Raw genomic sequence first — 25,354 nt, forward strand, 5'->3', positions numbered from 1 at the left:
GTGGGCTTTTTCAGCCAAAAGTACCGATACTCATTCTGAACGCAAAATATCAATATGAGCTAGCTGCGAAAGGTCCTCAACAAAACCCGGGTAGGATACGTCGATACAGCCGCAGTTGCGGATAATCGAAGGCTCATCCATACTGCTGGCGAGCACAGCGGCGGTCATGGCGATCCGGTGATCCCCAGAGCTGTCTACAATAGCAGGTGATGGACGCTTGCCGCCATGAATGACCATATCGTCTTCACTACATGAGGTTTCTATGCCAAAAGCTCTTAGTACCCCCGCAGTGGTCTGAATCCGGTTCGTATCCTTGTCTCGTAATTCCCGGCAGTTCCTAATCACTGAATCCCCTTCGGCAAACGCCGATACCGCGGCCAGCAAAGGAACCTCGTCAATCAAGCTCTGTATACGCTCGTTGCCTTCAGCAAGGACAGGGGACAACCGGGCTGCTTGCGGGCAATAGATATCTGCAATCGGCTCCCCGGATAGTAAATCCTCTTCCTTTTGCAGCATCAAGTGAAGTCCCATCTCTCTAAGCAGGTGAAAGAACCCCATCCGGGTTGGATTGACACCCACTCGTTTAATCGACAGGCTGCCTTTGTGCCCCGTTCCCCGAATAGCGTATGCGGCCAGCAGAAAAGCCGCTGAGGACAGGTCACCTGGAACAATCACATCCTTGGCGGAAAAGAAACTACCTCCCCTCAGGGAAGTAACATCGCCATCGGCCTGAATATCTATGCCGAAATACTGCATCAGGCGTTCGGTATGATCCCGGCTTTGGCAGCTTTGCCGATAACGTGTGATCCCCTCCGCGTACAATCCCGCGAATAGCAGAGCTGACTTTTCCTGTGCGCTGAATACGGTGGCTTCCATGTCTATGGGAGACAATGGCGATACTCCCTGAACCCGCAAAGGCAGACAGCCCTTCACACCAAGATATTCAATAGAGGCCCCCATGTCCATCAGCGGCTGAACCACCCAATCCATCGGCCTTGCCGAGAGCAGTGCGTTACCGCCGAGTTCCGCTGCAAAGGGCTGTCCTGCCAGCACAGACAAGATCAGCCGGGCCGATGTGGCCGTATTCCCAATCTCAAGCCTGCCCTCTGGTACCCGCAAGCCCCGCAGCCCTCTCCCATAGACAGACAGGTCATCACCATTCCATGCAAACGTTACACCTAATTGGCGCAAAATAGCGATGCAGCTCTGAGTGTCACGGGAACGCAGCACACCCTGTACTTTGCCTCTGCCTTCGGCGATAGCGTTCAGGACAATGGCCCGCTGGGAGATGGATTTGTCTCCGGGAATCGAATTGAACACCAAAGAGCCTACATCCCGCTTCGCTCTGATTCGCAAGTCACACTTGGCCGGTAGCTCGACCCTGTTCTGTACCAATTCCAATTCTGATCACCTCGTCATCCGAGAGTATTTGCGAATAGTCCATATCTCTTCCGGGAGCCAGCGGAATCCGCCGGTCGCCCTTCGCCGCGTAGCTGCGGTAACGCTGCCTTTTGCGCTCCAGTCCAAGGTTGTTCTCGAAGGTATAATCGACTAGCTCCACCGCGTTCCGGCGCAGCGCAAGCGCAAGTAGATCAGCTCCCATCCTCGTACGCACCATTACCGTGGATGAAGCTTTGGCGGATACTCCGGCCTTGCTGGAATCAAAAATGTTGGGGTCCCCATCCGAAATCGAGATATCGGCAACACCTGACCACCAATCCGGGCAAACGAGGCAGCGAAACGTCTTGAACTTCTTGAACTCCTCCACCAGCCTATAAAAGGGGAGAAAATGTTCCTGACCCTGCCGTGTCCTGACCACGAATTGTCCAGGATATTGCCCTTCCCGGTAGCGCATAAAGACAACATCAGCCAAATCGATCCCGAGGATCTCTGTAATCAGATGTTCAGTACCGCCAAGGGAGGTATTAGAAGCACATCCCAGCTCAATTGTAAACGCTACCTTGTCTGCCAACATAGAGGAAGGCAGATGCTCCGGGAGATTCAGCAGCTTGTTGATTCCTTGAATCTGGCACGGCACACCTATAATGCCTACCTTGTCATATCTGCCGTCCTTTAACAGATCCAGATTCGGCGTAATGCAGTAGCTGGTCTGTGCGCACTCGATAATCCGGTCCACCGAATCGGCAAGGTACGCCTTCGGCACCCAGGGGCGTTCTTGATCTCTCCCTACCACAATCACCGCGTCGGCCAAGTTCTCCTCCAGCGCCGTGATCGCCAGGATCGTCGCCGCCCCACCGGCTGCCGCCCGGCCCAGGATCTCCGGGTCCGCTGCCGATAATTGATAGGTGGACAGGTAAATACCGGTCCAGCGTTCAAGCTCGGATCGGTTGCGGCCGAAAATGCGGCGCTCGGACTCCATCACACCTGTGTCATACCCCGGGCACACTTCCGAGCAGAGATTGCAGCTTCCGCAGGTGTCCGCTGCTTGGCTCTCCATGCCTTGGAATACGGGAAGCGGAACGGAGTCGCCGTTCATTGCCAGCAGGCCTTGAGGGCATACTGCGGCGCATAATCCGCAGGAAGCACAGAGCGATAGATCAAGAATCTCTTCTTTGAGGGTGATAAAAGATGTCATCTCAGCACCTTGCCTTCCTCATAATCTCACGCCGCTCAGCGCGGAATAGACTTCTCTGGTTCTCTCAGCAATAGGGTGCCAGTCATACCGCAGCCGGGCTTCCCGCCGGGCTGCCTCCGCAAGCCGGTCCCCCTCCTCAGGATCACGGAGAAGATACAGAATCCGGCCCGCAAGCATATGGGGATCTTCAGGAATGCTGATGAGCCCGGTCCGCCCGTGCTCCACAATCTCAGCAAGTCCACCGATATCGGACGCAATTACCGGGGTACCGCTTCCCATCGCTTCAAGCGCTACAATACCGAAGGGCTCATACAAACTGGGAAATACACAGACATCAGCAATCTCCAGCAGATAGCTTTTCTCCAGACTGTCCACAAAGCCAGTGAACCGGATGCTTGTACCAAGCTCGGCCGCACTTGCTTCAAGTTCGGCCAGCATAGGGCCCCGGCCTGCGATAATGCAAGTACAGTGCGGGAATTCCCGAAGCACCTCATGCATACTTTGCAGCAGCACCTGCACCCCTTTTTCCTTGACCAGCCTTCCAATGAACAAGACAATCTTTCCGCCATTCTGCGCATATTGTTCTCTTCTGAAAGAATGGGCAGGCATGAGCTCCAGTGAACGGAGATCAATGCCGTTGGGAATCACCTCTGTCCTTTGCTTGTCCAGGGTATGCACGGCGCAGACTTCGCTTTGCATGTGCAGACTGCATACAATAACCTTGTCCGACGAGGAGACCAGTTCGTGTTCGATGGAATGGATCGTTTGCTGCTGCGGCGTGAATAATCCCTGATTCCTTCCATGCTCTGTAGCATGGATCGTCGTAACGAGCGGCAGGTGAAGGCGCTGGCGCAGAAGAAGGGCCGCATAACCGACCAGCCAATCATGCGCGTGAATTAGGTCGAACCTGATGTTCCCGCTTAGCTGAGGGGTAACGTAATCCACAATCGCCAGATTGAATTGAAGCACCCAATCCTCAAAGTCAGTCAAATTCTCATAAGAATTCACACGGTGCACGTGTACGCCGTTCTCCACCTCCAGCACGGGCCGCCCGGGCGCGGTATTGGTGACTACATGGACTACCGTCCGCCCAGCCTGCAAATGCCTGGATAATTCATAGACATGAGGGGCAATCCCTCCAATCACCAAAGGCGGATACTCCCAGGACAGGATTAAGACAGATACGTTTGATTGCATAGGTTGTCCCCTCCGAATCTCTCAGTGTGCAATAAGTGAATAACCTGTGAAGAATTCCCACCATGTATTTTGCTCCAGCAGCGGTGGCGAGGAATGATCTCTTTGAAAAGAGAGCCAATCCACAGACTCGGTCATGAGGTCTTCAGAAATATATAAAATATTCGACCTCGAAATCGGTACAAACGTTTGCACTTTTTTGATAATCCCCAAATCTGCGTAATAGTAGCGGTTTCCCGGCCTGGGAATTTGCATGTCCAGCGCTTGTCCAAGCGGCCTATCCACCGGGAACAGAAACTGTGCAAATTTATTGTCGGCAGAGAGGGCGGTAAGGCGGACAGCCTGCTGCAGTTCATGCCATCCACTTTTAAAATGCCAGGCAATCATGCTCCTTGTGTCTTCGCCCAGCGTAGTCTGGAAGACCAGACGCGCTCCATCAAACTGCAATCTCTCATTCATACGCAGCATCTCCTTTTGGGCAACTGGATGAATTCTTGGCGGCCATCACTCCTGCCACTCCACAATCATTTCGGATACACCCTCCGGAGGCGTATGCCAGCTATGGGCCACTCCCTGCTCCCACCGCACGATACCGGAATCACTTCTTAGCAGAAATTTGCATTCAATCCGGCAATCCGCTGGCAGACTAATGTCACAGTACCAGGTGGGGTACCGATAGACGATATGGTTATAGAATGGCCCTGCGGCTCTGTCCACTTCCCATGCTCCAAGCTCGTACACATTCCCTGTCACAAAGACCTGTGAATCATATTCGGTGAGTATATTCTTGACCACCAGCCTTACCGTAACCAGCTTTCCTGTCCATACGGTCAGCTCTTCCGTCAGCAGAAACTCCTTCTCCCCGTTCCTCAGCCCTTGTATGTGATGTGTGCCCGCTGGTATCGCCGGAACCTTAGCAACGATCCTATCGGATTTCCAGGAGGTAACAGTTGCTGCATACCCGCCAACCGTCAGACTGCCTGTGTCGCCCAAATATCTTCCCTGAATAATAAGCTCGCTTCCCGGCGCCGCCGCTTTAGGGTAGAAGTGCAAGGATGCTGGCTCCTCCGAATCAGACTCACACGTATAGACGTAAGCAGACCGCGGAGCCATCACCATATTCCGTATATCCCCTTCAGCCTCTGGAGACACTTCACAATCTGCGAACACGTCCCTCAGGATGCTGGAATACGTGCCTTGCGGAAGCGACGTCACCAGTGGCGGCAGAACATGTTCTCTCTCTTCCAGATTGAGCAGGACCAGAGCAACATTTCCCCTGTACCTACGCTCGAATGCCAGTACCTTGGAGTTCACATGTAGCAGCTCCGTACTACCATAACCAATCGCAAGGTTACGGGCCCTTAGACGATTAAGCTCCGCCAGAATCCGGTAGGCGGGTGTCTCCCTGCTGAAGGAGCTCATCATGGCACGGTTATGCGGGTCATCCCCGCCACTCATGTACTGCTCGGTTCCATAGTACACCACCGGCAGGCCTGCGGAAGTCAACAGCAGCACAAGCGCCAGATCCGTAAGCGAAGGGTCCGAGTCCTGTGTAAACCGGCTCATGTCATGATTATCCAGAAAAATAAGCTGGTCGAACAAATGCTTATAGCATCCAGATGATTCACACAGCATATCAGCGAACGCTTCGAATCCCCTTAAGCCGTGAAAGCTCTCCCGCATCGCGTGAGTGAACATGAAATGCAGGAGGCTCATCCCGCTGTTATTGGCAAACGCAGCATTATCCTGCGATCTTCCATGTGCTTCCAGGAACCATTCCCCGAAGAGATACGCCGGTTTTCTGGTATGAATGAATCCAGCGAATGAGGTTAGCCAGCCTGGAGGAATATGTTTGGCTGCGTCAATTCGGACCCCGTCGACTCCTTGATCCAGCCAGTAAGCAATGCCTTCGCGTAAAAACTCATCTGCCTGCGGATTCATCTGATCCAGTCCGGCAAGGTCATACAGGTTGCGGTACAGCGAATCCTCTGCATTCAGGAAAGAAGTGCCACCATTATGAAGGAACACACGCTCCATATCTCCCGAGTACGCAGCCACAAGTTCTCCAGCGCGGTACAATGCGCCATTCTCCATGTAAGCAGGCTGCAATTCCAGTGCCGGTGATGTATGGTTGGGCGTAAAATCAATGATGACCTTCAGTCCATGCTCATGTGCAGTGTTCACCAGAGCTCTGAAGGTGTCCAGTGAACCAAAATACGGGTTGTGCCTGAGGAAATCTCTGGGCCAATAGCCATGATAGGAAGCCGTGCCTGCTTCATCGTCCATGCATACATGAATGTTCTCTGCCGGCTGTGAGATCAGAATCGCAGAGATGCCCATTCCCGTGAGATACCCGTCCCCAATCCTGGCGATAATTCCTTCCCAATCGCCGCCAAGATATTTCCGCGGATTGCTTGAATCGGCACTGAATAGCTCAGCCGGTGGACGGTTGCCAGGATTGCCTTCGCAGAATCGGTCGGTGATAATCTGATAGATGCATTCGCCCGGATTCAGCATATTTACATCCCTGAACCGGCCGAGACGGCATTCGCTGCTTCTAGCATAAGGTTCATGGTTTCTTCCGCCTGTTCGATAAAAAGTACATGAGTTTGGAATTTCCGTTCCAGTTCAAGCTTGCGGGCGGTTCGTTGTTCCTGGGGATAAATCTCATATTGCCCGTAAGAGGTCTCCATCTTATCTGGAAGCAGTAGGGCAAGTGGCCGCCTGGAGTAGATTCTTAGTATTTCAATGGCATCGTGAATATGCTCGTCGTCATCATAACCGGCAATCAGTAGTACAAACTCTGGGTCAAAGGTCCGTAGCATCGCGTATCTCAGAGAGTTGAATGCAATATTCATAGTAGGAAGGATGGAGCTTTGCCCCGCCATGATGATCCACTCGCTCCCACTGCGCTGAGCCTGATGAATAACGGAATCTATATAATACGGATACTGCTGAAGCGGACGGTGTGCCAGAAATTTGAAGATATCCCCTTCGGGCTGCCGGAAGAGGAAGCCGGTGGGTTCCGTGATGAAGGCTGTCGCCGGAATGCCCCACGCCCGAAATTTCCGATAGAGATTCATTTGCACGGTAAACTTGCCGATGCATCCCCGGGTGGCAAAAATCCCAACCCTCTTAATCGTTCGGGGGCGGGAGAACATCAACGTCTCCTTCTCGAACTGTTCCAGATAGCGCTCGATATCCGTTTCGGACGTAGGGTAACGCTCGTCCATCTCTTGAATAAGATGCTCCCGTGGACTGTGAATCACGTCGATCTTTATTTGCTGCTGCGCCATCCAGTTCAGCGTATCCCGGTCATAGATTTCATGCACACTAACCACCTTTAAGCCCCGGTCTGAAGCGTACATGACCAATTCGCGCCATAACCCAGCCAGATCATGCTCGGCGAATACCCCCTTATTCCCGCCAAAAGTAGTACCCGGATCGTTCAAGATCAGAGTGTCCGCACCATTCAGTCCTTCTTCCATAGATCTATGAATGAGAATCCCCGCACGTTTCCCGTCTACCTGTTCTCCGGCATCTTGTCCGTCTTCCTGCACGAAGTCGATCACCGACACAATCTCCACGTCCAGCAGGTCACGAAAGCGAAGCAGACCCTGCGTTATTTTATTGAATGGATACAGCACGACTCTCTTCATATTCGCTGCCTCCGTCCGGTTCATAATCTGACAGTCTTCTTATACTGGGACAGCTTGGCGGCTAGTCTGCCAATGTCCAGCACGGATTCGACATGCTCGGCTTCAAAGCGGCTGCGGATCTCTTCCTTGCGTCGTTCGATTTCTTCAGGGGTCTTCCAGATGTATTCTCCAAAATCAACTTCGTATTTATCCGGGATCAGAATGGCGAAAGGTCGGCTGGCATTGCCGTATATGCGAAGAATATCGAGGCTGTCTCTGATCTGCTCATCATCATCATAACCTGCAATCAGGATCGTCAGATCCGGCCGGAAGGCCCGCAAATAAGAAACCTTGGTCGCTGCAATCACGAAGTTCTCATTCGGCAGCAGGGAACCTTGCCCTGACAAAAGTACATAATCACAGCCTTCACTCTCCGCCTCCCGGACAGCTGCATGAATGTAATACGGGTATTGATTCAGCGGCCTGCGGGCAATAAATTTCATAATATCCCCGCCCGGTTGGTTGAACAGTGAAGCTGTAGGCTCGGTTATAATCGCCTTGACCTTCTCGCCTGCCTGTTTAAGTTCTCTGAATAATGACATTTGGGCAGTGAACTTTCCCAGGCACCCTCTTGTTGCGAATATCCCTACCTTGCAAATATTGTGGTTATAAGCGGTTATCTGCGCGTCTACATCAAAATAAGATAGATAAGTGGCTACTTCATCACCTGGGGAAGGAAATACATATTCGGTTTGAAGCCGGCGCTCCAGACTTGCGGGGATTTGCGGCTCTACCTCAATGGTAATTCCATTCTTAAGTAGCCATTCCAGGGTGGGGCCGTCAATAATTTCATGCACACTGATGATCCGCAGCTTTCGCTCATGGGCACGGATAACCAACATTCTCCACAGCTGTGTGAGATTATGCTCGCCGTATACGCTTTCGTTATTGCCAAATGAAGTTCCCGGATCATTCAGAATCAAGGTATCAGCAGCCTCAAGCACCTCTTCGATGTTGTCCGTAATCGGAATACCCGCCGCTCTGCCTGCAACCAGCTCTGCCGCATCTTTACCCTTATGCAGGACAAAATCGACAACCGCCACTATCCGGAAATCCGTCAAATCCCTGAATCTGACCATCCCTTGCGTGATCTTATTAAAGGGATACAACACCACATTGTCCATGCATAACCGCCTCCTATGATAGAGAAAATGATAGACAACAATCGATAGACTTAACCGATTAAGCTGATACTACAATATTTTACATATTATATCAATACAAAGAAATAAAAGTATTTTCATGACATTCCATATCCGGAATTGACTCGTGACCCGCTCTAATGTTAATCTTTAGAAAATTGACTGATAGGAGATTTGATTGTTGAAAAAAACGACTATGAAGGACATCGCCATCAGGGCCAACGTATCCGTTGCAACCGTTAGCTATGTGCTGAATCGTGTGGATAATCAGACTATTCCTGAGAAAACACGGCGCCAGATTATGCAGCTGGCCGAAGAACTTCGCTATATTCCGAATCTGGCAGCCCGCTCACTTGCGAACCAAAAAACCGGACTGGTAGGCGTATTGGTCTACAAATCCGAGCAAATGCCTTATTGGAAGCTTCATGCCCAGTTCGCCTTTATTCATGCCTTGGAGCAACGGCTTACAGCAGCCGGCTATCATACGCTGCTCTACTCACTGGATGAAGCTAACCCTTCGCTGGACATTATTGTCGAGCGCAAGCTGGAAGCCGTGTTTCTCATTGATGTGCTGGACGCATCCTTCTACTCGATCTCCAGACACTTTGTCGAGGGTATTCCCCTGATTCTGATTGACAGCATGATTGAAGATAAGCTGTTCAAGCAGGTGGTGTTCAATTACCGCTCGGCGCTTGAAGAGGCCCTGCCGGAGGATCTGTCGCAGGTCTGTTTGATTATGGAGAGCTTCAACAACTCGCTGCTAACCCGTTATATCCGCAGCAATGTTCCTCTGGCTGACGACGCGGTCTTTGAGATCCGCGAACTACAGGATTTGAACTCAGCAATGGATCACCACCGCTTCAAGCAGGCAATCGTGATCAATGAATTCATTGGCAGCCACGTCGAGAAGACAGGCGGCTTCGAGCACCTGACTGTAATCTGTACCTGTAATTCTCCGCAAATGCTGGGTGAAAGTGTGGAGAAGCTTCTCTTCCAAGGGGATAAGGCAGAAGTCGCATTTGAACTCATGCTTAAGCTTTTGCACGATTCCGACTACTCTGAGCAAGACAATAACTGCTATTTTATCGACTAATTTTTTTTGAGGATTAACTTAAACGCTTAAGTTGAAAGGGGAGAATACCATGTCCGATCCGGTTTTGGCTAGACAGGCGGTTACGGCTGCACCCACTTACCCGGGACTTTGGGCCAACAAAAAATTCCTACTGCTGCTCTGTTCCTTTTCCATTTCCCTGTTTGGTAATACCTTTCACAGCATTGCTCTAAGTCTTTGGGTGCTCCAGACCACCGGCAGCGCCAAATTAATGGCTGTACTGACGATCATTAACCTATTGCTGAGCTCACTGCTCGGGTCTATTGGAGGAACGTTCGCAGATCGGACCAACCGTAGAAGGATTATGCTGATTACAGATCTGATCAGTTGCATGCTGGTAATCGTGCTTGCCTTGGTCATCTCCGTCCCTTCCTCTTCCTTCATTATTGTGGCTGTGCTTACAGCGCTGACCACTGTGTCGGCCCTGTTCCAGTCTCCTGCCTACCAGTCTTCCATTATCACCGTTGTTGGCAAAGAGCATGTCCAGCAAGCGGTTGGAATGCTTAATCTGTCGGAGAACATTTGCCGGACGGTAGGCTTTTCGGCAGGAGGAATCTTTGTCGCAACCTTTGGTGCGTCAGATGCCATTTTATTCGATGGATTCACGTTTCTCGTCTCCTTCCTGCTCGTTCTTGCTGTCCGTTCCCTGCCGATGCCGACTCGCGTCAATCATGAGCCCCAAGAGAAGAAGAAATTTATTCAGGATCTTGGAGATGGGATGCGGTATATCTGGAAGTTTCCTTTTGCCAAGGCAGTCATCATCATGCTTCCGACGCTCACGCTATTCTTCATGCCTTCGCTGATGCTGACCCAGGTCATGGCCGTCAACGTATGGAAGTCCAGTCCGTTCCAGTTCGGACTCATGGAAGCCTGTATTCCGCTCGGCTATATGATTGGCTCAGGCCTGATAATGATACTCGGTTCCCGAATCAAACGGCGGGGTTTATTGATTATGATCAGTCTCCTCTGTCTAGGCCCAATGTACATCCTGTTATCTTTCATCCCTTCTGCAGCTATAGCTATTCCTGTCATTCTGTTGATTGGATTCATATTCTCGTTCTGCACACTGCTGATCAATACCGTTCTCCGGCTGGAAATTTCGGAAGAGCTTCAGGGCAGAGTCTTCGGCGTACTGGGGTCCGTTATGAGTGTAGCTCCGTCGATCGGTCTGACCATTGTCTCCTACCTCTCGGATCATTTCACTCCCGGTCCAGTCATGGGTTCCATAGGATTGCTGCTGCTCCTGTTCGCCTTATATGCTTCTACTAAGCTCAAGGTCATCCGGAGTTATAGATAAGGTGATATAGCGCCGATAGGTAGGTGTTCTTTTTTCGTCTTGCCGCTCGCGCCGATTCGACCAGCGCACTTCGCTTTTTGTTTATTCCCTTTTCGCGTCTTCACTGATCGTTTTTCCCCTGGCGCTCTCATCATGACCTGGAGTCATTCCTGCCCATGAGCATAAGTGCCCAGACGTTGGGGAGCATATCATTTTGAGACAGCGCCTTTTTTATCTCTGCTTGACGAATCCAACTACCATAAGGTAATATTCCCCATATACAATAAACAACGCAGAAAAAGGGTAAGTAGACATTTCCCCAGTGGACTTGCAGAGAGCCGGTGGTTGCTGTGAACTGGTGTCCAGGATATGATCGAATGGCCTTTGGAGTTGCTTTTCCGAACCATCCTTAGAGGGTACAGTAGGGAAATGCCGGGAATCCCGCCGTTATCAGGGGAACGGTCTCGGGATGAGGGTTACAGCATCTCCGCACCGTATTGCGAAGACTGAAAGGTCTGCACCTTTAGTGCGGCTGAGCAGTCAATTAAGGTGGTACAACGACAACTTCGTCCTTATCGGACGGGGTTATTTTGTTTTTTAAGGGGGTGATGGCCATGGAGGATGGCTGGTGGTGGCGGCTCACAATTCAATTTCACAAGCTTCACAAATATGTATACAACCATTTTAGGAGGATGTTCACTGATGACAGAACGTGTATTGACTGGAGACCGGGTGACCGGAAAGCTCCACCTTGGCCATTATGCCGGCAGTCTGCAGAACCGGGTGCACTTACAGGATCAGTATGAATCCTTGGTATTTCTGGCCGATGTACAGGCGCTGACCACCCATTTCGAACGGCAGGAACAGATTCGCACCAACATCCGTGAGATGACCCTGGACTATTTATCCGTAGGGATTGATCCTGAAAAGTCTACGATTTTCATTCAATCCATGATTCCCGAGATTGCTGAGCTCACCGTATACTTCTCAATGTTCGTGTCCGTTAATACACTGCGCCACAATCCAACCATTAAGGCTGAATCCCAAGGACGTGGACTAGACGAGCTGTATTACGGATTTCTGGGGTACCCGGTTAGTCAGGCTGCTGATATTGCCATTTGCAAAGCAACGATTATTCCTGTTGGTGACGATCAGCTTCCGCATCTGGAGCTGGCCCGCAAGATTGTGCGACGGTTCAACGAGTTGTATCAGCCAATACTTGTAGAACCTCAGGCGATGATCAGCAATACACCGAGACTTGTGGGTACAGACGGAAATGCTAAGATGAGTAAAAGTCTGGGCAATGCCATCGAACTTGATTCTTCTGCGGAGGATATCGCCTACAGAATAAAAAGAGCGGTCACAGACCCTGCCCGCGTGCATAAAAATGATCCCGGGCACCCGGAAATTTGCCCCATTTATGCTTATCATAGGGCTTTTGGGCCGGATCAGCTTACGGAAATACGCGAAGGCTGTGAACGTGGAACCATGGGATGCACGGCTTGCAAAGAACGCATCACATTGACATTGGAGAAGTTGATTGCACCCATGCGGGAGCGCCGGGCCTTTTACGCCTCACGGCCACACCTCGTGGATGATATTCTAATGACCGGAACGAAGTACACCCGGGGGATCGCCAGTGCGACGATGAAGGAAGTCCGTGAAGCGATGAGCCTTGATCATTTCAGCCTCTCCGCCATGGAAAGAGGGATGCTCTAATGCTGACTTTGCCGGAGCTGATTACCCATGAGACTCCTATCCTTAGAACCCAGGATGCGGAGCAATACTTCGATCTCGCAAAAGCGGCACCTACTCTTATCGTTCGGCTGAATCGTATCCTTGCATTCATTGATTGAGAAGCAGTCCCCTTCTTCAATCAGAAAGATGATTGATGGTATGAAACATATCAATCCATATATTTAAAATAAGCGGCCAGTGATTACTTGGTATCCTGTTTGGAATACCCGTATCACTGACCGCTTTTTCAACTGAATTGCTACTGTTCAATAAAGCTTACATATAAATGTCCACTACCGTGCCTTCTGAACTGCGCAGCCGGTCCAAATCAGCCCGCTTGATCCGTAGTCCGCCTAAGCGGTATGGATTCGCCAGCCGTTCAGCCGGAACTTCCTGTCCATTTACCTTAACATAGGCAAGTTCACCTTGTGAGCAATGGTAGACAAACGTGGCAGGTTTGCCGCCGTAGTCGAAGTCCAAACGGGTACCATCCAATTCATCCGGCAATACAGGATCGATGATCAGATCGCCGCCATCTTCGCGGATGCCCAGTACGTTCGAGATCAGCTGATTCATGTAGATCCCAGGACCGCTGGAGTAGATTCTCCATCCGCCTTTGACCGGAACCGAACCGTCACGCAGCTCTGCAAAACGCTCCTGCGCTTCATACCGGTTGGAGAATTTTCCGTCCGAGCTGCTGAAATAGGAGTTGCTCTGACGCAGTTCCGCATTTGGCACCGCATCGCGGATGCCAATCGGGTTAATGACGGCCAATCCTTTCCATACCTGATCCCGTTTGCCGATCTTCGCCATCGCCTCAACAAAACGGATATGCGCATGCACATACTGCAGACCAATCTCGCGGCCGAAATTCGCCGCCTGCTCCGCCCGTTTGAAATGCAGACTGACACCACCCGCATATTGAGCCGGATGATTCATGAGACGCACGCCATCAGGACACAAGAATTGCTCCTGAATCAGCTTGTAATGCTCCTCCATCTGCTCCGGAGTCAGCAGCTCGCCAATCATACTTCTGGTCATCGGCAGCAGCCGGTACTGGATACCGGTCTCCTTGTCTTCGGGATGCAGCAGCAGCTTGGCATGGGCAGGATCTTCGAAGTAAAGGAAGCCCGGGATCACATCAGTTCCCAGCATATAGCGGTTGAAGTCACCTTTGATTCCTGCCGCCAGTTCCTTCAGCTCCCCGGACCATGCACGATCGGCTTCCTCCAATACGCTCGACAGTCCAAGAACCGTCTGATACGTCAATGCGACTGTCCAGCTGCTAACCATGTATTGCTTCAGCTGAGCATTGGCCGGCTGCAAGGTGTCATCCCAATCCCCGTCACCATAGGAGGAGAGGAACGTATCATGCAGAAAGTTCGTTTTGATATAATTCAGTTCCTTGACCGCATGTTCCCGCAGGGAAGCCGTTCCTTCTGTAAAGTCAAAATGGTGTCTGCGGGTGTACGGAAGCTGCACATCCAGAACTTCGTAATCCCGGGTCGCCCGCAGATAATCGCCAAGCACCTTCAGCGGCCAGACAATAATATCCCCGTGGCTCTCCTCCTGCTGAATATGCGTATACTTATCGAACATGAACCATTGCGGCCAGCTGCCGTCATCCTCATACTGATGGGCGAACACGGTAAGCAGGATTTCTCGAACCTGTTCATACTTATGGGTAGCCAGGAAATATTCTACCGGACCTTGACAGACATCGCGGGTTCCCCATGCAGCGCCGCCATATTGTTCCAGACCGTGAGGTACGGAATAATGAACCAGCATGTTATGGGTATACCACCAGGCCAGTGCATTTACCTTGAACAACTCACCTTCGGTACCCCCCTTCTCTGTCAGCTTGAACCCATTCATGACTCCTGACAAAAACTCGCGGTACCGGTCAACCTCGGCCTTAACCGAAGTGGAGCTAAGTGGACGCGCCTTGCCATCCAGCAGTCCCTGTAGAGTTAAGGTCCATTCAGCACTCTCTTGCAGCTCCATCACCACAAGGGATGCACTGCCTTGAACCCGGCCTTCTACCAGGAAGGACTCATCGCCCAACTCGTAAGCCGCACCGTCCAGATGCATCCGGTAGGCCAGTTCAGGGTACACCTTCGCGCTTGTACCTGACTTCGCAGCCCGGAAGGTCAGCGTTCCATCTGCCGCATCCTGAGACATTTCATAGGGAACCTCATATTCAGCCACATTCATGGTAATCTGGTTCGTGATCAGGAAACGGTAAGCGATACCGCCAGCAGAACGGACATGCAGTCTAACCTCCGGTTCATCCATAGTGGTGTAATTAGTAATCACCAGGGTATCCGTGGCCGTTTTATAATACCAGCGTACATAGTTAAAACCGATTTCGAACAGCGAAGGCATCGTTAGCAGATGATATTGACCTTCGGAAAAGACATAAATACGTTGCCCCGAGGTCTTGTAGACGTTTAATGCGCTGCGGGGATTGGACATCATTTTATTAAAATTGGTATTGCCGACGACCACCTGGGAATTGAAAATACCATACATATAGGAGGTTGTAGTCATTACCTCAGGATTCAGCCGGGCATTATCACCGCTCATTAGGATCTGTCCATGCGGACGCTCGACAAGCAGCTCCTTATCCTTGAGCACCACATGCTCGTAGCCGTCAGTAAAGAAAGCCAGCAGTTTTCCATCCTCACGTTCCTCCTGGAACTTATGAGGGAACAGCAAATCGAGCTCGCCCCCTGTCAAAGGAAGTGTCTGCAATGGTTCACCGATCTGAGGTTTAACCGATACCTGGTTCAGCCACTCCCCATTTGCAGCGACGCTTCCCAAAGACTGTATTTGCTGCAAGGCCTCTTGGACTGCCTCTTCATACTCAAGCTCCGTAATTGCAGCCGGATGATCTTCCCGGAACAGTCCATAGAACGTAAACCGCGCTTCCCCATCCATCTGAACTTTTGCGGATTGCAGCGCCGTGTAGGCAAATTCATACTGATAAATCTCATTGGCAAGCTTGTCCTGGGACAATGCCTCCGGCTGATTGGTTTCCTTGTAGGATAAGCCGAAGAATTGAAAGCCGTCGGTCGAATATCCCGTAGCACCTTCAAGCAAACCCTGCTGAAGATAAGGGAACTTTCCGTCCTGTGGCTGGTTCTGGCGGGAGCATACAACATACCCGTTCTCTTTGCTTTCAAATACGGCATGATCGATGTATTGGGACAGATAAGCCTCATTGCTTGTAACAGCTCCAGGAGACGCAATACCCACATCCTGAGTATAGATCACGTCCAGAAGAACGCCGCTGCCTTCAATGGAGACATCCCAGAACCAGACACCCAGATCTGTCATGGAAAAGACTACCTGATAACGTATAGCATCTTCTACTCCTGGTCCGGCCTGCTCTGCTGGAATATCGCCTTGCCATATCAAGCGGTCGCCGTCCTTGCGGAAACGGCTGGCTGATTTCACGCCAAGCAGCGGAAATGCCTGAATTCCGTTCGAAGTATGAAGCCTTGCATATAGATTGCCCAGTGCACCGTCGACACTGCTCGACAGGAGCTGATTAATCATCATTTTGCCGCCTAGAGCCTGGTAAAGATCACCACTCTCCAGAAATGTAAAGGCTAAATTACCCTTTTGTAACGATAGCCTGGTACTAGATTCAATTGTCATTTCATTTCACTTCCTTATCTGATTAGGTATGAGGGCGCTAATGATATACATATTATACCAATCGAAACATTGCGGATTGAGTGTCACGACTGCTGGCGCCGACATATACAGTGAATCGGCCGGGATCACTGGTATAGGACAAATCACTGTGGTGATAGCAAAGCTGGGATTCCTCGATGTGGAAAACAACCTCTCTGCTCTCTCCCGGAGACAGCTGCACCTGTCTGAAATCCTTAAGCTCTTTAACCGGACGCACAGTCTCACCGGACATATCACGGATGTAGAGCTGAACGGTCTCCGTACCAGCTTGGCTGCCGGTATTCGTGACGGTCACCTTGGCTTCCAGTGGACGGGTTGCTGTCATGGTATCCGAGGACAGGGAGAAATCCGCGTAGGCAAAAGTTGTATAACTTAGGCCAAAACCGAACGGCAGCAGCGGTTCATTAGGAATATCAATATATTGAGAAATATAACGGTTGTCTGTTTCTTCCTCCGGTTTCGGCCGGCCGGTACTATAAGCATTGTAGTATACAGGAATTTGTCCAACAGAATAAGGGAAGGACATAGACAATCTTCCGGAAGGGTTCACTTTGCCGTACAGAATATCCGCCAGCGCCGCCCCGCCTTCACTGCCCGGGAACCAGGCTTCCAGCACCGCATCTGCCACATCAAAGATTCCGTGCAGATCAAGCGGACGCCCGTTGAAAAGAACAACAGCCAACGGTTTCCCAAGCTTCTTCATCTCGCGGACCAGCTCAAGCTGAGCTTCCGGAAGCCGGATATCACTGCGGCTGCCCCCCTCTCCGCTCATGTCCGAGGCTTCGCCAAGAGCCAGTACAATAACCTCGGCTGCCGACGCAGCATCCAGTGCTTCAGCAAGATCAGACTCTGAGAGAGTATCGATACCGCATCCCTTCGCAATTACCACATTGCCGGGATCACCGCTTACCTTCTGCATGGACTCACCAAGCTTCACCGCAGTTTCCTTGGACCCCGTCCAGGACCACCAGCCAAGAATATCACCGCTGTCAGCGAACGGACCAATCAAGGCAACCCGCTGGTCAGCCTGAAGCGGCAGAACATTCTCATTCTTGAGCAATACACTCGACTTCTCGGCCAGTCTCTGGGAGACCTGACGGTGCTCCTGACAGAACACAATTTGCTGTTCCAGCTCAGGGTCAGCTCCGCGCATAGGGTTCTCGAACAAGCCCAGCTTCTCCTTCAGCTTCAGAATCCGCAGTACGGCTTCGTCAATCATTGCTTCGTCGACAAGCCCTTCAGCCACAAGCTCCGGTAAATGATTCACATAACTTGTAGTCATCATATCAATATCGACACCGCTGTGAATCGCCTTGAATGCAGCTTCTTTGTCATCTTCCGCTGCACCATGGGCAATAACTTCCTTAATCGCCGCCCAATCGGAGATCACAACCCCGTCGAATCCCCATTCGTCACGCAGCAGACCGCGCATTAATCTCTGGTTAGCTGTTGCCGGAATGCCATTTACGATATTAAAAGAAGTCATAACCATCTCAGCGCCTGCATCGATGGCCGCTTTGTAGGCCGGCAGATAATATTCACGCAGCTGACGCTCCGAGAGATCCACAGTGTTATAATCACGGCCGCCTTCGGCAAGTCCGTATGCTGCAAAGTGCTTCACACATGCCGCTACACGGGACTTGTCGTCCTTAAGATTGTCTCCTTGGAAACCTTGGACAAACGCCTTCCCAAACTCAGCATTCAGATAGGTATCTTCCCCGGTAGATTCCATCACACGGCCCCAGCGGGCGTCACGAACCAAATCGACCATCGGGGCAAACGTCACATGCAGACCGGATACGGCTGCCTCACGTGCAGCAATCTCAGCACTTTGTTCAGCAAGCTTAAGATCCCAGGAACAGCCGATCGCCAGCGGAATGGGGAATATCGTTTTGAAGCCATGGACAATATCTGCCATGAACAGCAGTGGAATACCCAGTCTGTTGCCGGCCAGGTGCTCCTTCTGAACAGCCATCATTTTCTCCGCACCAGCAATACCAAGTACAGAACCGGCAGCCCGTTTGGTGTTGGAATCAATTCCGAGCTCTTCCATAGGGCCGGTAATCTCTGAATCATCACCGGGTTCATCATAAAAAGGAGCTGCCAGCTGAAGCAGTTGGGCTATCTTCTCTTCAAGGGTCATATGTTGCACATATTTGTTATACAGATGTTCAGTCATAGCTGCTTACCCCCCAATGAAACGAAACGTTTCTTTTGTTCTATACCTTTTATAATATGGCTTTATAATGATTAAATCACTGTAATTTCATAAACGTTTCACTTTATTTCGATATACTACCGCTATCATTCCCCAGGGCGGTTAGCTCCGGGGTTTGACCGATTTACGTTCAACCAGCTCAATCTTGAGCTTATAGAAATCATTGACGGTGTCACCGTTCAGCATCTGGAATAGCAGATGTCCCGCCAGTGATCCGGATTCGTACATGGGCTGCCGGATCGTGGTCATCGGGGGCTGAATGTACTCGGCCAGTTGGATATCATCAAAACCGATCACTGAAATATCATCAGGAACCTTGATACCGCCTTCTTCCAGAGCCTTCATTCCTCCTACAGCCATTTCATCGTTCGCATAAAAGACAGCGGTAGGCAGTTCTCCTTGCATCAGCATCATTTTGGTCGACTTATATCCGCCTTCACGGATGAATCCCCCGTTTAGCTTCCATTTGGCTTTTTCCTCCAAGCCCGCTTCCCGCATGGCCCGCTGAAACCCTTGGTAGCGCAACGCATTGTCATAGGAATTAGCCGGACCGCTGATGTATGCAATATGCTCATGGCCTTTATCGATCAAATAACGGGTAGCACTGTAGCCTCCCTGCTCTCCATCAACCACAACGTTAATGAGGCCACTACCGGTAATCAGCCGGTCCATAACAATGATGGGAAACCTATCGCTTCCGGCAGCCTGCAAAATTTCATCGGTAATGTTATGTGCCAGCACAATGGCTCCATCCACTCTTTTTTCCAATAGAAATCTTACTGCCGTGGAATCCTTCCCGCCCATTGAACTGCATGCGATTAGATCATAGGAATTGGACAAGGCCACATCCTGAATGCTCCGGATCAGCTCCGAATAATAGGGACCGGACAAATCCGTCAAGATTAGAGCAATAGTATTCGTGCGGCTTCTTTTCAAATCCATGGCAAAGCCATTTTTCTGATAATTCAGCTGTCTGGCGGCTTCAAGCACCTTTTCCCTGGTTTTGGCGCTCACCTTGCTGTCGCCGCTCATGGCATAGGATGCTGTTGATAAGGCCACCCCTGCCAGCTTTGCCACATCTTTGATTGTTGCCATGTTTGTTCAATCCTTCCCGAGACATGCAATATGCTTCTCTATATTATTTTATGCCGGAGATGGTATATCCTTCTATGATATGCTTCTGGAAGAAGATAAATATAATGATGATTGGCACAACCATGAAGGCAGCCCCTGCCATTTGCAGTCCGAACTCAGTACCATATTGTCCTTTTAGCAGTGACAAACCTACCGATAAGGTGTACAGTCTCTCGTCATTGGCAATAATGAGCGGCCAGAGGAAGCTGTTCCAAGCCCCAATAAAGGTCAGAATACCTTGTACCGCAAAAACCGGCTTGACGATCGGAACCATCAGTTGGAAAAAGATCCGCAGTTCCCCGGCCCCGTCCAGTCTTGCTGCCTCTAGCAAATCCATTGGAATCGTCGTCATGAACTGGCGGAACAGGAAGATCGCAAAAGCGCCGACCAAACCAGGCAACACAATACCCGCCATCGTATTCACCAAATGCATCTGGTTAATAATCAGATAGGTTGGAATCATCGTCACCTGTGAGGGGATCATCATCGTTGCCAAAATAATATAGAAAAACTTGTTTTTACCCGGAAAATCAAATTTAGCAAAAGCATAACCGGCCATCGCGTTTAGAAACAGTCCCACAAAAGAGCACAGCACGATGATCAGTGTATTTTTCAAATAAATTAAAAAGTCCATCTTCACGAACAAATCCCGGTAGTTGGAGAACGTCGGGTGGTTCGGAATGAGTGTTGGCGGAATCACAGTAAATTCATTCTCAGGTTTAAAGGAAGAGCCGATCATCCAGATGAACGGCACCATCATCAGCAGTCCTCCGATAATGAGCAGTGCGATCATCAAGCCTTTTTCCATATGTTTCATTTTCAATGCCATGAAAGTATCCTCCTCTTTAAGCTGCAGCGCAGAAGCTGAAACTTAATATTCCACTTCTTTCTTTTTGACCGCGAATTGAATGAGCGTCACCACAATGATAATGATAAACAGCACAAACGAGCCAGCAGCCGCATAGCCAAACTTACTGAGCTGGAAACCGTTGTTGTAAATGAAGAGTGCCATCGACATCGTTGCATTGAGCGGTCCGCCCTTGGTCATAACCAGCGGTTCTTCGAAGAATTGAATCCAGCCAATCAAGGTCGTAATGGTCACAAAGAAAGTAGCGAATCCCAGCAGAGGAACTGTAATGAAGCGCAGCTTCTTCCAGCCTGTTGCTCCGTCAATTTCAGCCGCTTCATAATAGGAACGGGGAATACCCTGCAGGGCCGCCAGGAAAATAATCATATTAAGCCCGATGGATTTCCAGAACGCCAACAAGATCAGGGACAGTTTCGCAAGAGTCGGGTCCTGAAGCCATTCCTGTGCCGGAAGGCCGAAGATGGACAGAATGTAGTTGAACAGACCATAACTGCCGTTATACAGATATCCCCAAACCACTGCCACCGCTACAATGTTGGTAATGGACGGCATGTAATAGATGACACGGAAGCTTTTGAACAGCCAGCTTGTTCCGTAATTAAGCAGCAGGGCCACTCCCATGGATGCGAGCACTACAAGCGGTACACCGATAACTACATAGATCAGTGTGTTATACATCGATTTCAGGAAGATCGGGTCTTTAAAAATATTAATGTAATTGTCGAAACCCGCACTGCTGATATTCGAATAATCTGCAAGTCCAACCAAATCCATATTGGTAAAGCTGATGACCAGCGCAATAATAATCGGAATTATGGAAAATAAGGTCAGCAGGATTACGGCAGGCGCGATAAACATATAAGGGTATTTATTTTTATTCCATTGCTTCACAAATGAACTCACAATTGCTCACATCCCTTCGCTTTCTTGCACTTTCTTCCTAATTAAGAACGAACGTACATACTGCCGGGACCTCTTATCGGGAGATACCGGCAGTATGTCTGGCAAGTATGATACTTACTTACTTGTTGCCGAGAAGTTCATTTGCCTTGGCGTTCAACTTGTCGAGTTCAGTTTGCGTATCTGCACCGCCCACCGTAATCTGTTCGAACGAAGCCATAGCCGCTTTTGCAATCTCTTCATATTCAGTAACCATTGGAGCAGGACGGCTGTTCTCAAGCTGTTTGCCGAAGGCTTGGATCATCGGGTCCTTCAGAGCATCATTCTTCCAGGCAGACTTAAGAGCAGGCAATGAATTCGAAGTTTCAAAGAATTTCAGCTGTGCTTCCTGTTCAGCCATAAATGCAATGAACTTCGCGGCTTCATCCGGATTTTTGCTGTAGTTGAAAATAGATAGGTCTGCACCACCAATGGAGGAGGTATTGGTTTTCTTCGCAGGCAGTGTTGTAACAGCCCATTTGCCGTCAATCTCCGGCGCTTTTTCCTTAACGGTCTTAATCATCCACGGACCGCTGATGAACATCCCCATAGTGCCATCTTTGAATGCAGCTACCGTATCCAGATCTGTACCCTTAGGGGACAAACCTTCATCATAGAAGCTCTTTAGAAAATTAATGGTTTCCACATAAGGAGGTTGGTTGAACTGTGGCTTACGGTTGCTGTCAATCAGCTCGCTTCCGTTCTGCCAGGCGAAGATTGCAGTATAGATTGAATCCTTTGCCTCGATAGGCAACGCATAATGTCCGGCTCCGCCTTTGGCTACCAGCTTCTTGCTCGCATCCTTCAGTTCATCCCAAGTCTTAGGACCTTCCGGATAGCCTACGTCACCTAGCAGATCTGTACGGTAGAACATGGCGCGTGTTTCAACATAGAAAGGAATCGCTACCGTCTTGTCTTCATATTTCGTCGTTTGAACGGCACCGTCGAAAAAGTTTTCCGCTTTCATGCTTGGGTATTTTTCGATATAAGGTGCCATATCCTTCAGCGCACCGGCAGCTGCAAATTCAGGAATCCAGGTTGTACCCATTTGGACTACGTCCGGACCGTTTTTGGAAGCTACGGCTGTCAGTAATTTGTCATGTGCATTATCCCAAGGAATCGCTTGAACTTCTACTTTAATACCGGGATTTTTTTCTTCATACATCTTGGCAATCGGTTCTACGGTATCTGCAGTACCCATGAACCACACCTTTAATGTTTTGCTGTCACCGGATGCTGAATTATTGGAATTCCCACAACCTGCAGCGACCAAAGAGAAACTCATCAATACTGCTGTAGCTACTAAACCTGTCTTTTTCTTCATTTCTTTCACCCCTAATTTAGTGTTAGCCAAACTTCGAAAACTATGAATAAAGCCCATACATCGAAACGTTTCGATTTTTTTCGAAAAAAATTTCGAGTTTTTCTGTGAAACATAGTACGAATTTCAGACCTCATAGTCCATATTTACCCATTTTTTGAGATCCAAAACTACTTTTTCTACATTTTTCCTCGAAAAGGAGATCTTCCCCTCAGCATGTTGCCCGTTTATCGATTGCGTGATTCGAATCGTTTCGATAGCCCTATTATATGACTTGCTGTTAGCGATTTCAAGTAGGCTATCCAAAAATGTTGCAAAAAAGGACACTCTGCTGATCCAGAGTGTCCTTTGAGTAAAGCTGCAGCCTTGCTTATATCCGCTTAGTTGGTATAGATCATCGTAACAACGCCGTTCGTAAAGGTTACATAATTAAAATTGCCATACGACCAGGTCTCTACCCGAACACCGCTGCCTTCCATAGCCGAGGCATCGATGGGCGAGCCCCAGCTTAATTCCACCTGTTGCTTGGTCATACCGGTTGTAACCCGTCCATCCTTGATCTTCGCCCAGATGGCATCCGGCCATTTATAGGTCTTGTAAGGATCGGCTGTGAAGAACTCTTGTCTGTCCGCAAGGGTAGATATTAATTCATCACCACTCATCTTACGGGTGTTCAGAACCTTACCCGAAGGAAACTTAAAGGCTGCTGCAAAGTAGCCGTTATTGTTCGGAATAATATCCACAATCGTCACCTTCTGAAAGCGGTAATTCTCATCAAAAAAGTTAACCCAGTAGCTTTTCCCAATGAGCTTGGTGAGGTAACCTTGTGATTTCGTTTTGACGATCTGGGCCGTCTGTTTGGTCTGCACCGTCAGTTTCGCGCTCCCGAAACTAACCGTCATCTTCTGGTAAGTGCCATCCCAGGCCAGACCGGCTCCAAGTGCGGTTTTGAGTAGGGATGCCGGAAATACTGCGGTTCCGTTCACGGTTTGCACTTTATCGCTCATTTTAACCTTTTCGCCATTTATGATCGCTGTATCACTGCCCAGCTGTAGCTGAATCGGCAGTTCGCCAAGCCGGATGGAGAAGGTTTTGGCGGCCATATCCGCTTGAATGGAGGCACCCAGCTTATGGAACACAGGCTGTACCGGAAGGTACATCGTCCCCCCTATGTAAGCTCCCTGGTCCATCAGCGATGTATCGCTGATGGAGACGCTGATCGTTTTGGAGAACGAACCGGAGCGGGCTGTCAGTTTGGTCTGGCCCACCGCAAGGGCTTTTACCGTACCGTCCGGCATCTTTTGCAGCAGATAAGGCTTCTCGATCTCAAGCTCAGCTTCGGACAGCGGGATGCGCTTCGTCGTGTCATTGCTCCAGATTTCGTCAATCTGTACTGATACTTTGCTGCCAACCTTCAGTTCTTTAGACTCAATCCGCAGATTCAAATCTTCAATAACCGGAACGGAAATCTCCTGCAATTCACCGGACTGGGGACTATAGCTCCGGAGTGTGCCGTCCTGGAGCTTGATGATCAACGAGCCGCGCCACTCGGTAACCAAGGCAGTGACATGTCCCGGCTGAGACTCAGTCTGCTCCAATTCATAGGTGCCGGGCACTTGTGATCTCTTCACTACGATTGTCCCGTCTTGAAGGAGGACAAAGAGATTTCCACTGTCATTGTACAGCGCGCCCGCCGCCTGCTCCGTCAACGTTGTAGGCACATATTTGGCCGGATTGGCCTTGTCTGCCTTGTATTTGGAATAGACCAGCACCTTGCCGGACTTCAACACTACAGCCGCCTCATTAAGGTCGCCGGACAGAACCGCCGAAACCTCTGAAGCGGAGCCCAGCTGGTCCATCGGGCCTTGGAAGCCATATGCGCACCGCAGCTCTCCAGAACGGGATAAGGTTACCAGTATATTCGTATGCCGGTTGGCATTGATCATGGCGATATCAGAATATTCCTTCAACTGCTTGCCATCCATATCCCACACGGTGCCGTCCTGTTTCAGATAATAGGTTCCGGAGATCTGAACAATACCTGATGTCCCCTTCACCACTTTCGCATCAAATAACGAGAATCTCACCAGCTGTCCATCCTTGGTCAAGCCGTACTCCCCATCCAGATCTACAATGTTGTAGTCTGTCAACAAGGTTTCCTCAACATTCATATCTTGCGTCCAGACTGTGCCGTCACTCATCAGACGATTGCCGTCTTCGAAATCAACCAGCGTAGCTCCCGCCGCCTCCGCCTTGCTGAAATTCCCTAGGAGCGCCACTGCAATCACAGCTGCTGCAATTCCCAACTTATACCCTCTCATTTTCCAAAATCCCCCTCCAGAGTTGTTACATCTCCACTTTATCACAAATTATTTTATTTTCCAGAGAGGAATGGGAGAAGGTCTCATCAGGGTTTAC

18 protein-coding genes are annotated in these 25,354 nt (G+C 50.0%); 4 read left to right on the top strand and 14 right to left on the bottom strand.

What is annotated here, in order from left to right; translation table 11 throughout:
- Positions 1–30: 30 nt before the first annotated feature.
- From aroA to A3844_RS01440, 7 genes are read right to left on the bottom strand one after another with little or no spacing between them, the layout of a single operon-like run.
- On the bottom strand, positions 31–1,401 hold the full coding sequence (aroA, locus tag A3844_RS01410; protein WP_244169659.1) for a 3-phosphoshikimate 1-carboxyvinyltransferase: 1,371 nt from the start codon (positions 1,399–1,401) through the stop codon (positions 31–33).
- Complete coding sequence (locus tag A3844_RS01415) at positions 1,358–2,596, bottom strand: Coenzyme F420 hydrogenase/dehydrogenase, beta subunit C-terminal domain (protein WP_074083609.1); 1,239 nt, start codon at positions 2,594–2,596, stop codon at positions 1,358–1,360. Before A3844_RS01415 ends, aroA begins: the two co-directional genes overlap by 44 nt.
- Before the next feature lie 18 nt (positions 2,597–2,614).
- The gene (locus A3844_RS01420; RefSeq protein ID WP_074106360.1) at positions 2,615–3,793 is read right to left on the bottom strand and encodes a glycosyltransferase family 4 protein; all 1,179 of its coding nucleotides are present in this window, start codon (positions 3,791–3,793) and stop codon (positions 2,615–2,617) included.
- A 21-nt stretch (positions 3,794–3,814) separates the two neighbouring features.
- Complete coding sequence (locus tag A3844_RS01425; RefSeq protein ID WP_074083611.1) at positions 3,815–4,249, bottom strand: hypothetical protein; 435 nt, start codon at positions 4,247–4,249, stop codon at positions 3,815–3,817.
- A gap of 45 nt (positions 4,250–4,294) precedes the next feature.
- Complete coding sequence (locus A3844_RS01430; RefSeq protein WP_074106361.1) at positions 4,295–6,307, bottom strand: alpha-amylase family glycosyl hydrolase; 2,013 nt, start codon at positions 6,305–6,307, stop codon at positions 4,295–4,297.
- 2 nt (positions 6,308–6,309) lie between these two features.
- On the bottom strand, positions 6,310–7,449 hold the full coding sequence (locus tag A3844_RS01435) for a DUF1611 domain-containing protein (protein WP_074106553.1): 1,140 nt from the start codon (positions 7,447–7,449) through the stop codon (positions 6,310–6,312).
- Between the two features lie 20 nt (positions 7,450–7,469).
- Complete coding sequence (locus A3844_RS01440) at positions 7,470–8,612, bottom strand: DUF1611 domain-containing protein (protein ID WP_074106362.1); 1,143 nt, start codon at positions 8,610–8,612, stop codon at positions 7,470–7,472.
- A 199-nt stretch (positions 8,613–8,811) separates the two neighbouring features.
- On the opposite strand from A3844_RS01440, the gene A3844_RS01445 reads away from it, so the two are divergent.
- From A3844_RS01445 to A3844_RS32600, 4 genes are all read left to right on the top strand, one after another.
- Positions 8,812–9,723, top strand: coding sequence for a LacI family DNA-binding transcriptional regulator (locus A3844_RS01445; protein ID WP_074083614.1), 912 nt, complete (start codon positions 8,812–8,814; stop codon positions 9,721–9,723).
- 49 nt (positions 9,724–9,772) lie between these two features.
- Positions 9,773–11,038, top strand: coding sequence for an MFS transporter (locus A3844_RS01450; protein WP_074100915.1), 1,266 nt, complete (start codon positions 9,773–9,775; stop codon positions 11,036–11,038).
- A gap of 681 nt (positions 11,039–11,719) precedes the next feature.
- Entirely contained in the window at positions 11,720–12,736 is a 1,017-nt protein-coding gene (trpS, locus tag A3844_RS01455; RefSeq protein ID WP_074100916.1) for a tryptophan--tRNA ligase, read from the top strand.
- Positions 12,736–12,873 (top strand): hypothetical protein, encoded by a 138-nt coding sequence (locus tag A3844_RS32600; RefSeq protein ID WP_167374612.1) that lies wholly within the window; start codon positions 12,736–12,738, stop codon positions 12,871–12,873. The genes trpS and A3844_RS32600 overlap by 1 nt, the downstream gene beginning before the upstream one ends.
- 157 nt (positions 12,874–13,030) lie before the next feature.
- Here the strand turns inward: A3844_RS32600 and A3844_RS01460 are convergent, their stop codons facing one another.
- From A3844_RS01460 to A3844_RS01495, 7 genes are all read right to left on the bottom strand, one after another.
- Positions 13,031–16,417 (bottom strand): GH36-type glycosyl hydrolase domain-containing protein, encoded by a 3,387-nt coding sequence (locus A3844_RS01460; protein ID WP_074106363.1) that lies wholly within the window; start codon positions 16,415–16,417, stop codon positions 13,031–13,033.
- A gap of 52 nt (positions 16,418–16,469) precedes the next feature.
- Positions 16,470–18,635, bottom strand: coding sequence for a glycoside hydrolase family 3 N-terminal domain-containing protein (locus tag A3844_RS01465; RefSeq protein ID WP_074106364.1), 2,166 nt, complete (start codon positions 18,633–18,635; stop codon positions 16,470–16,472).
- Positions 18,636–18,776: 141 nt separating this feature from the next.
- Positions 18,777–19,769 carry a LacI family DNA-binding transcriptional regulator gene (locus A3844_RS01470; RefSeq protein WP_074083619.1) on the bottom strand — a complete coding sequence of 331 codons (993 nt, stop codon included), beginning with the start codon at positions 19,767–19,769 and terminating at the stop codon, positions 18,777–18,779.
- A 43-nt stretch (positions 19,770–19,812) separates the two neighbouring features.
- Positions 19,813–20,637 carry a carbohydrate ABC transporter permease gene (locus A3844_RS01475; RefSeq protein WP_074083620.1) on the bottom strand — a complete coding sequence of 275 codons (825 nt, stop codon included), beginning with the start codon at positions 20,635–20,637 and terminating at the stop codon, positions 19,813–19,815.
- A gap of 42 nt (positions 20,638–20,679) precedes the next feature.
- A complete protein-coding gene (locus tag A3844_RS01480; protein ID WP_178381902.1) occupies positions 20,680–21,534 on the bottom strand; it encodes a carbohydrate ABC transporter permease in 855 nt (284 codons plus the stop codon).
- Between the two features lie 163 nt (positions 21,535–21,697).
- Positions 21,698–22,939: a sugar ABC transporter substrate-binding protein gene (locus A3844_RS01485; protein ID WP_074083621.1), complete on the bottom strand. Its 1,242-nt coding sequence runs from the start codon at positions 22,937–22,939 to the stop codon at positions 21,698–21,700.
- Between the two features lie 377 nt (positions 22,940–23,316).
- Complete coding sequence (locus A3844_RS01495; protein WP_074106365.1) at positions 23,317–25,257, bottom strand: stalk domain-containing protein; 1,941 nt, start codon at positions 25,255–25,257, stop codon at positions 23,317–23,319.
- Positions 25,258–25,354 lie beyond the last annotated feature (97 nt).

This window comes from Paenibacillus helianthi, from assembly GCF_001909055.1.
In the GTDB taxonomy this organism is placed as follows: Bacteria; Bacillota; Bacilli; order Paenibacillales; family Paenibacillaceae; genus Paenibacillus_AQ; species Paenibacillus_AQ helianthi.

Bases quoted from the DNA above. Each gene is read 5' to 3' on its own strand.
- A3844_RS01415 (WP_074083609.1), bottom strand. From the start codon at position 2,596: ATGACATCTTTTATCACCCTCAAAGAAGAGATTCTTGATCTATCGCTC.
- A3844_RS01420 (WP_074106360.1), bottom strand. From the start codon at position 3,793: ATGCAATCAAACGTATCTGTCTTAATCCTGTCCTGGGAGTATCCGCCT.
- A3844_RS01425 (WP_074083611.1), bottom strand. From the start codon at position 4,249: ATGAATGAGAGATTGCAGTTTGATGGAGCGCGTCTGGTCTTCCAGACT.
- A3844_RS01430 (WP_074106361.1), bottom strand. From the start codon at position 6,307: ATGCTGAATCCGGGCGAATGCATCTATCAGATTATCACCGACCGATTC.
- A3844_RS01435 (WP_074106553.1), bottom strand. From the start codon at position 7,449: ATGAAGAGAGTCGTGCTGTATCCATTCAATAAAATAACGCAGGGTCTG.
- A3844_RS01440 (WP_074106362.1), bottom strand. From the start codon at position 8,612: ATGGACAATGTGGTGTTGTATCCCTTTAATAAGATCACGCAAGGGATG.
- A3844_RS01450 (WP_074100915.1), top strand. From the start codon at position 9,773: ATGTCCGATCCGGTTTTGGCTAGACAGGCGGTTACGGCTGCACCCACT.
- trpS (WP_074100916.1), top strand. From the start codon at position 11,720: ATGACAGAACGTGTATTGACTGGAGACCGGGTGACCGGAAAGCTCCAC.
- A3844_RS32600 (WP_167374612.1), top strand. From the start codon at position 12,736: ATGCTGACTTTGCCGGAGCTGATTACCCATGAGACTCCTATCCTTAGA.
- A3844_RS01460 (WP_074106363.1), bottom strand. From the start codon at position 16,417: ATGACAATTGAATCTAGTACCAGGCTATCGTTACAAAAGGGTAATTTA.
- A3844_RS01465 (WP_074106364.1), bottom strand. From the start codon at position 18,635: ATGACTGAACATCTGTATAACAAATATGTGCAACATATGACCCTTGAA.
- A3844_RS01470 (WP_074083619.1), bottom strand. From the start codon at position 19,769: ATGGCAACAATCAAAGATGTGGCAAAGCTGGCAGGGGTGGCCTTATCA.
- A3844_RS01475 (WP_074083620.1), bottom strand. From the start codon at position 20,637: ATGGCATTGAAAATGAAACATATGGAAAAAGGCTTGATGATCGCACTG.
- A3844_RS01480 (WP_178381902.1), bottom strand. From the start codon at position 21,534: ATGTTTATCGCGCCTGCCGTAATCCTGCTGACCTTATTTTCCATAATT.
- A3844_RS01485 (WP_074083621.1), bottom strand. From the start codon at position 22,939: ATGAAGAAAAAGACAGGTTTAGTAGCTACAGCAGTATTGATGAGTTTC.
- A3844_RS01495 (WP_074106365.1), bottom strand. From the start codon at position 25,257: ATGAGAGGGTATAAGTTGGGAATTGCAGCAGCTGTGATTGCAGTGGCG.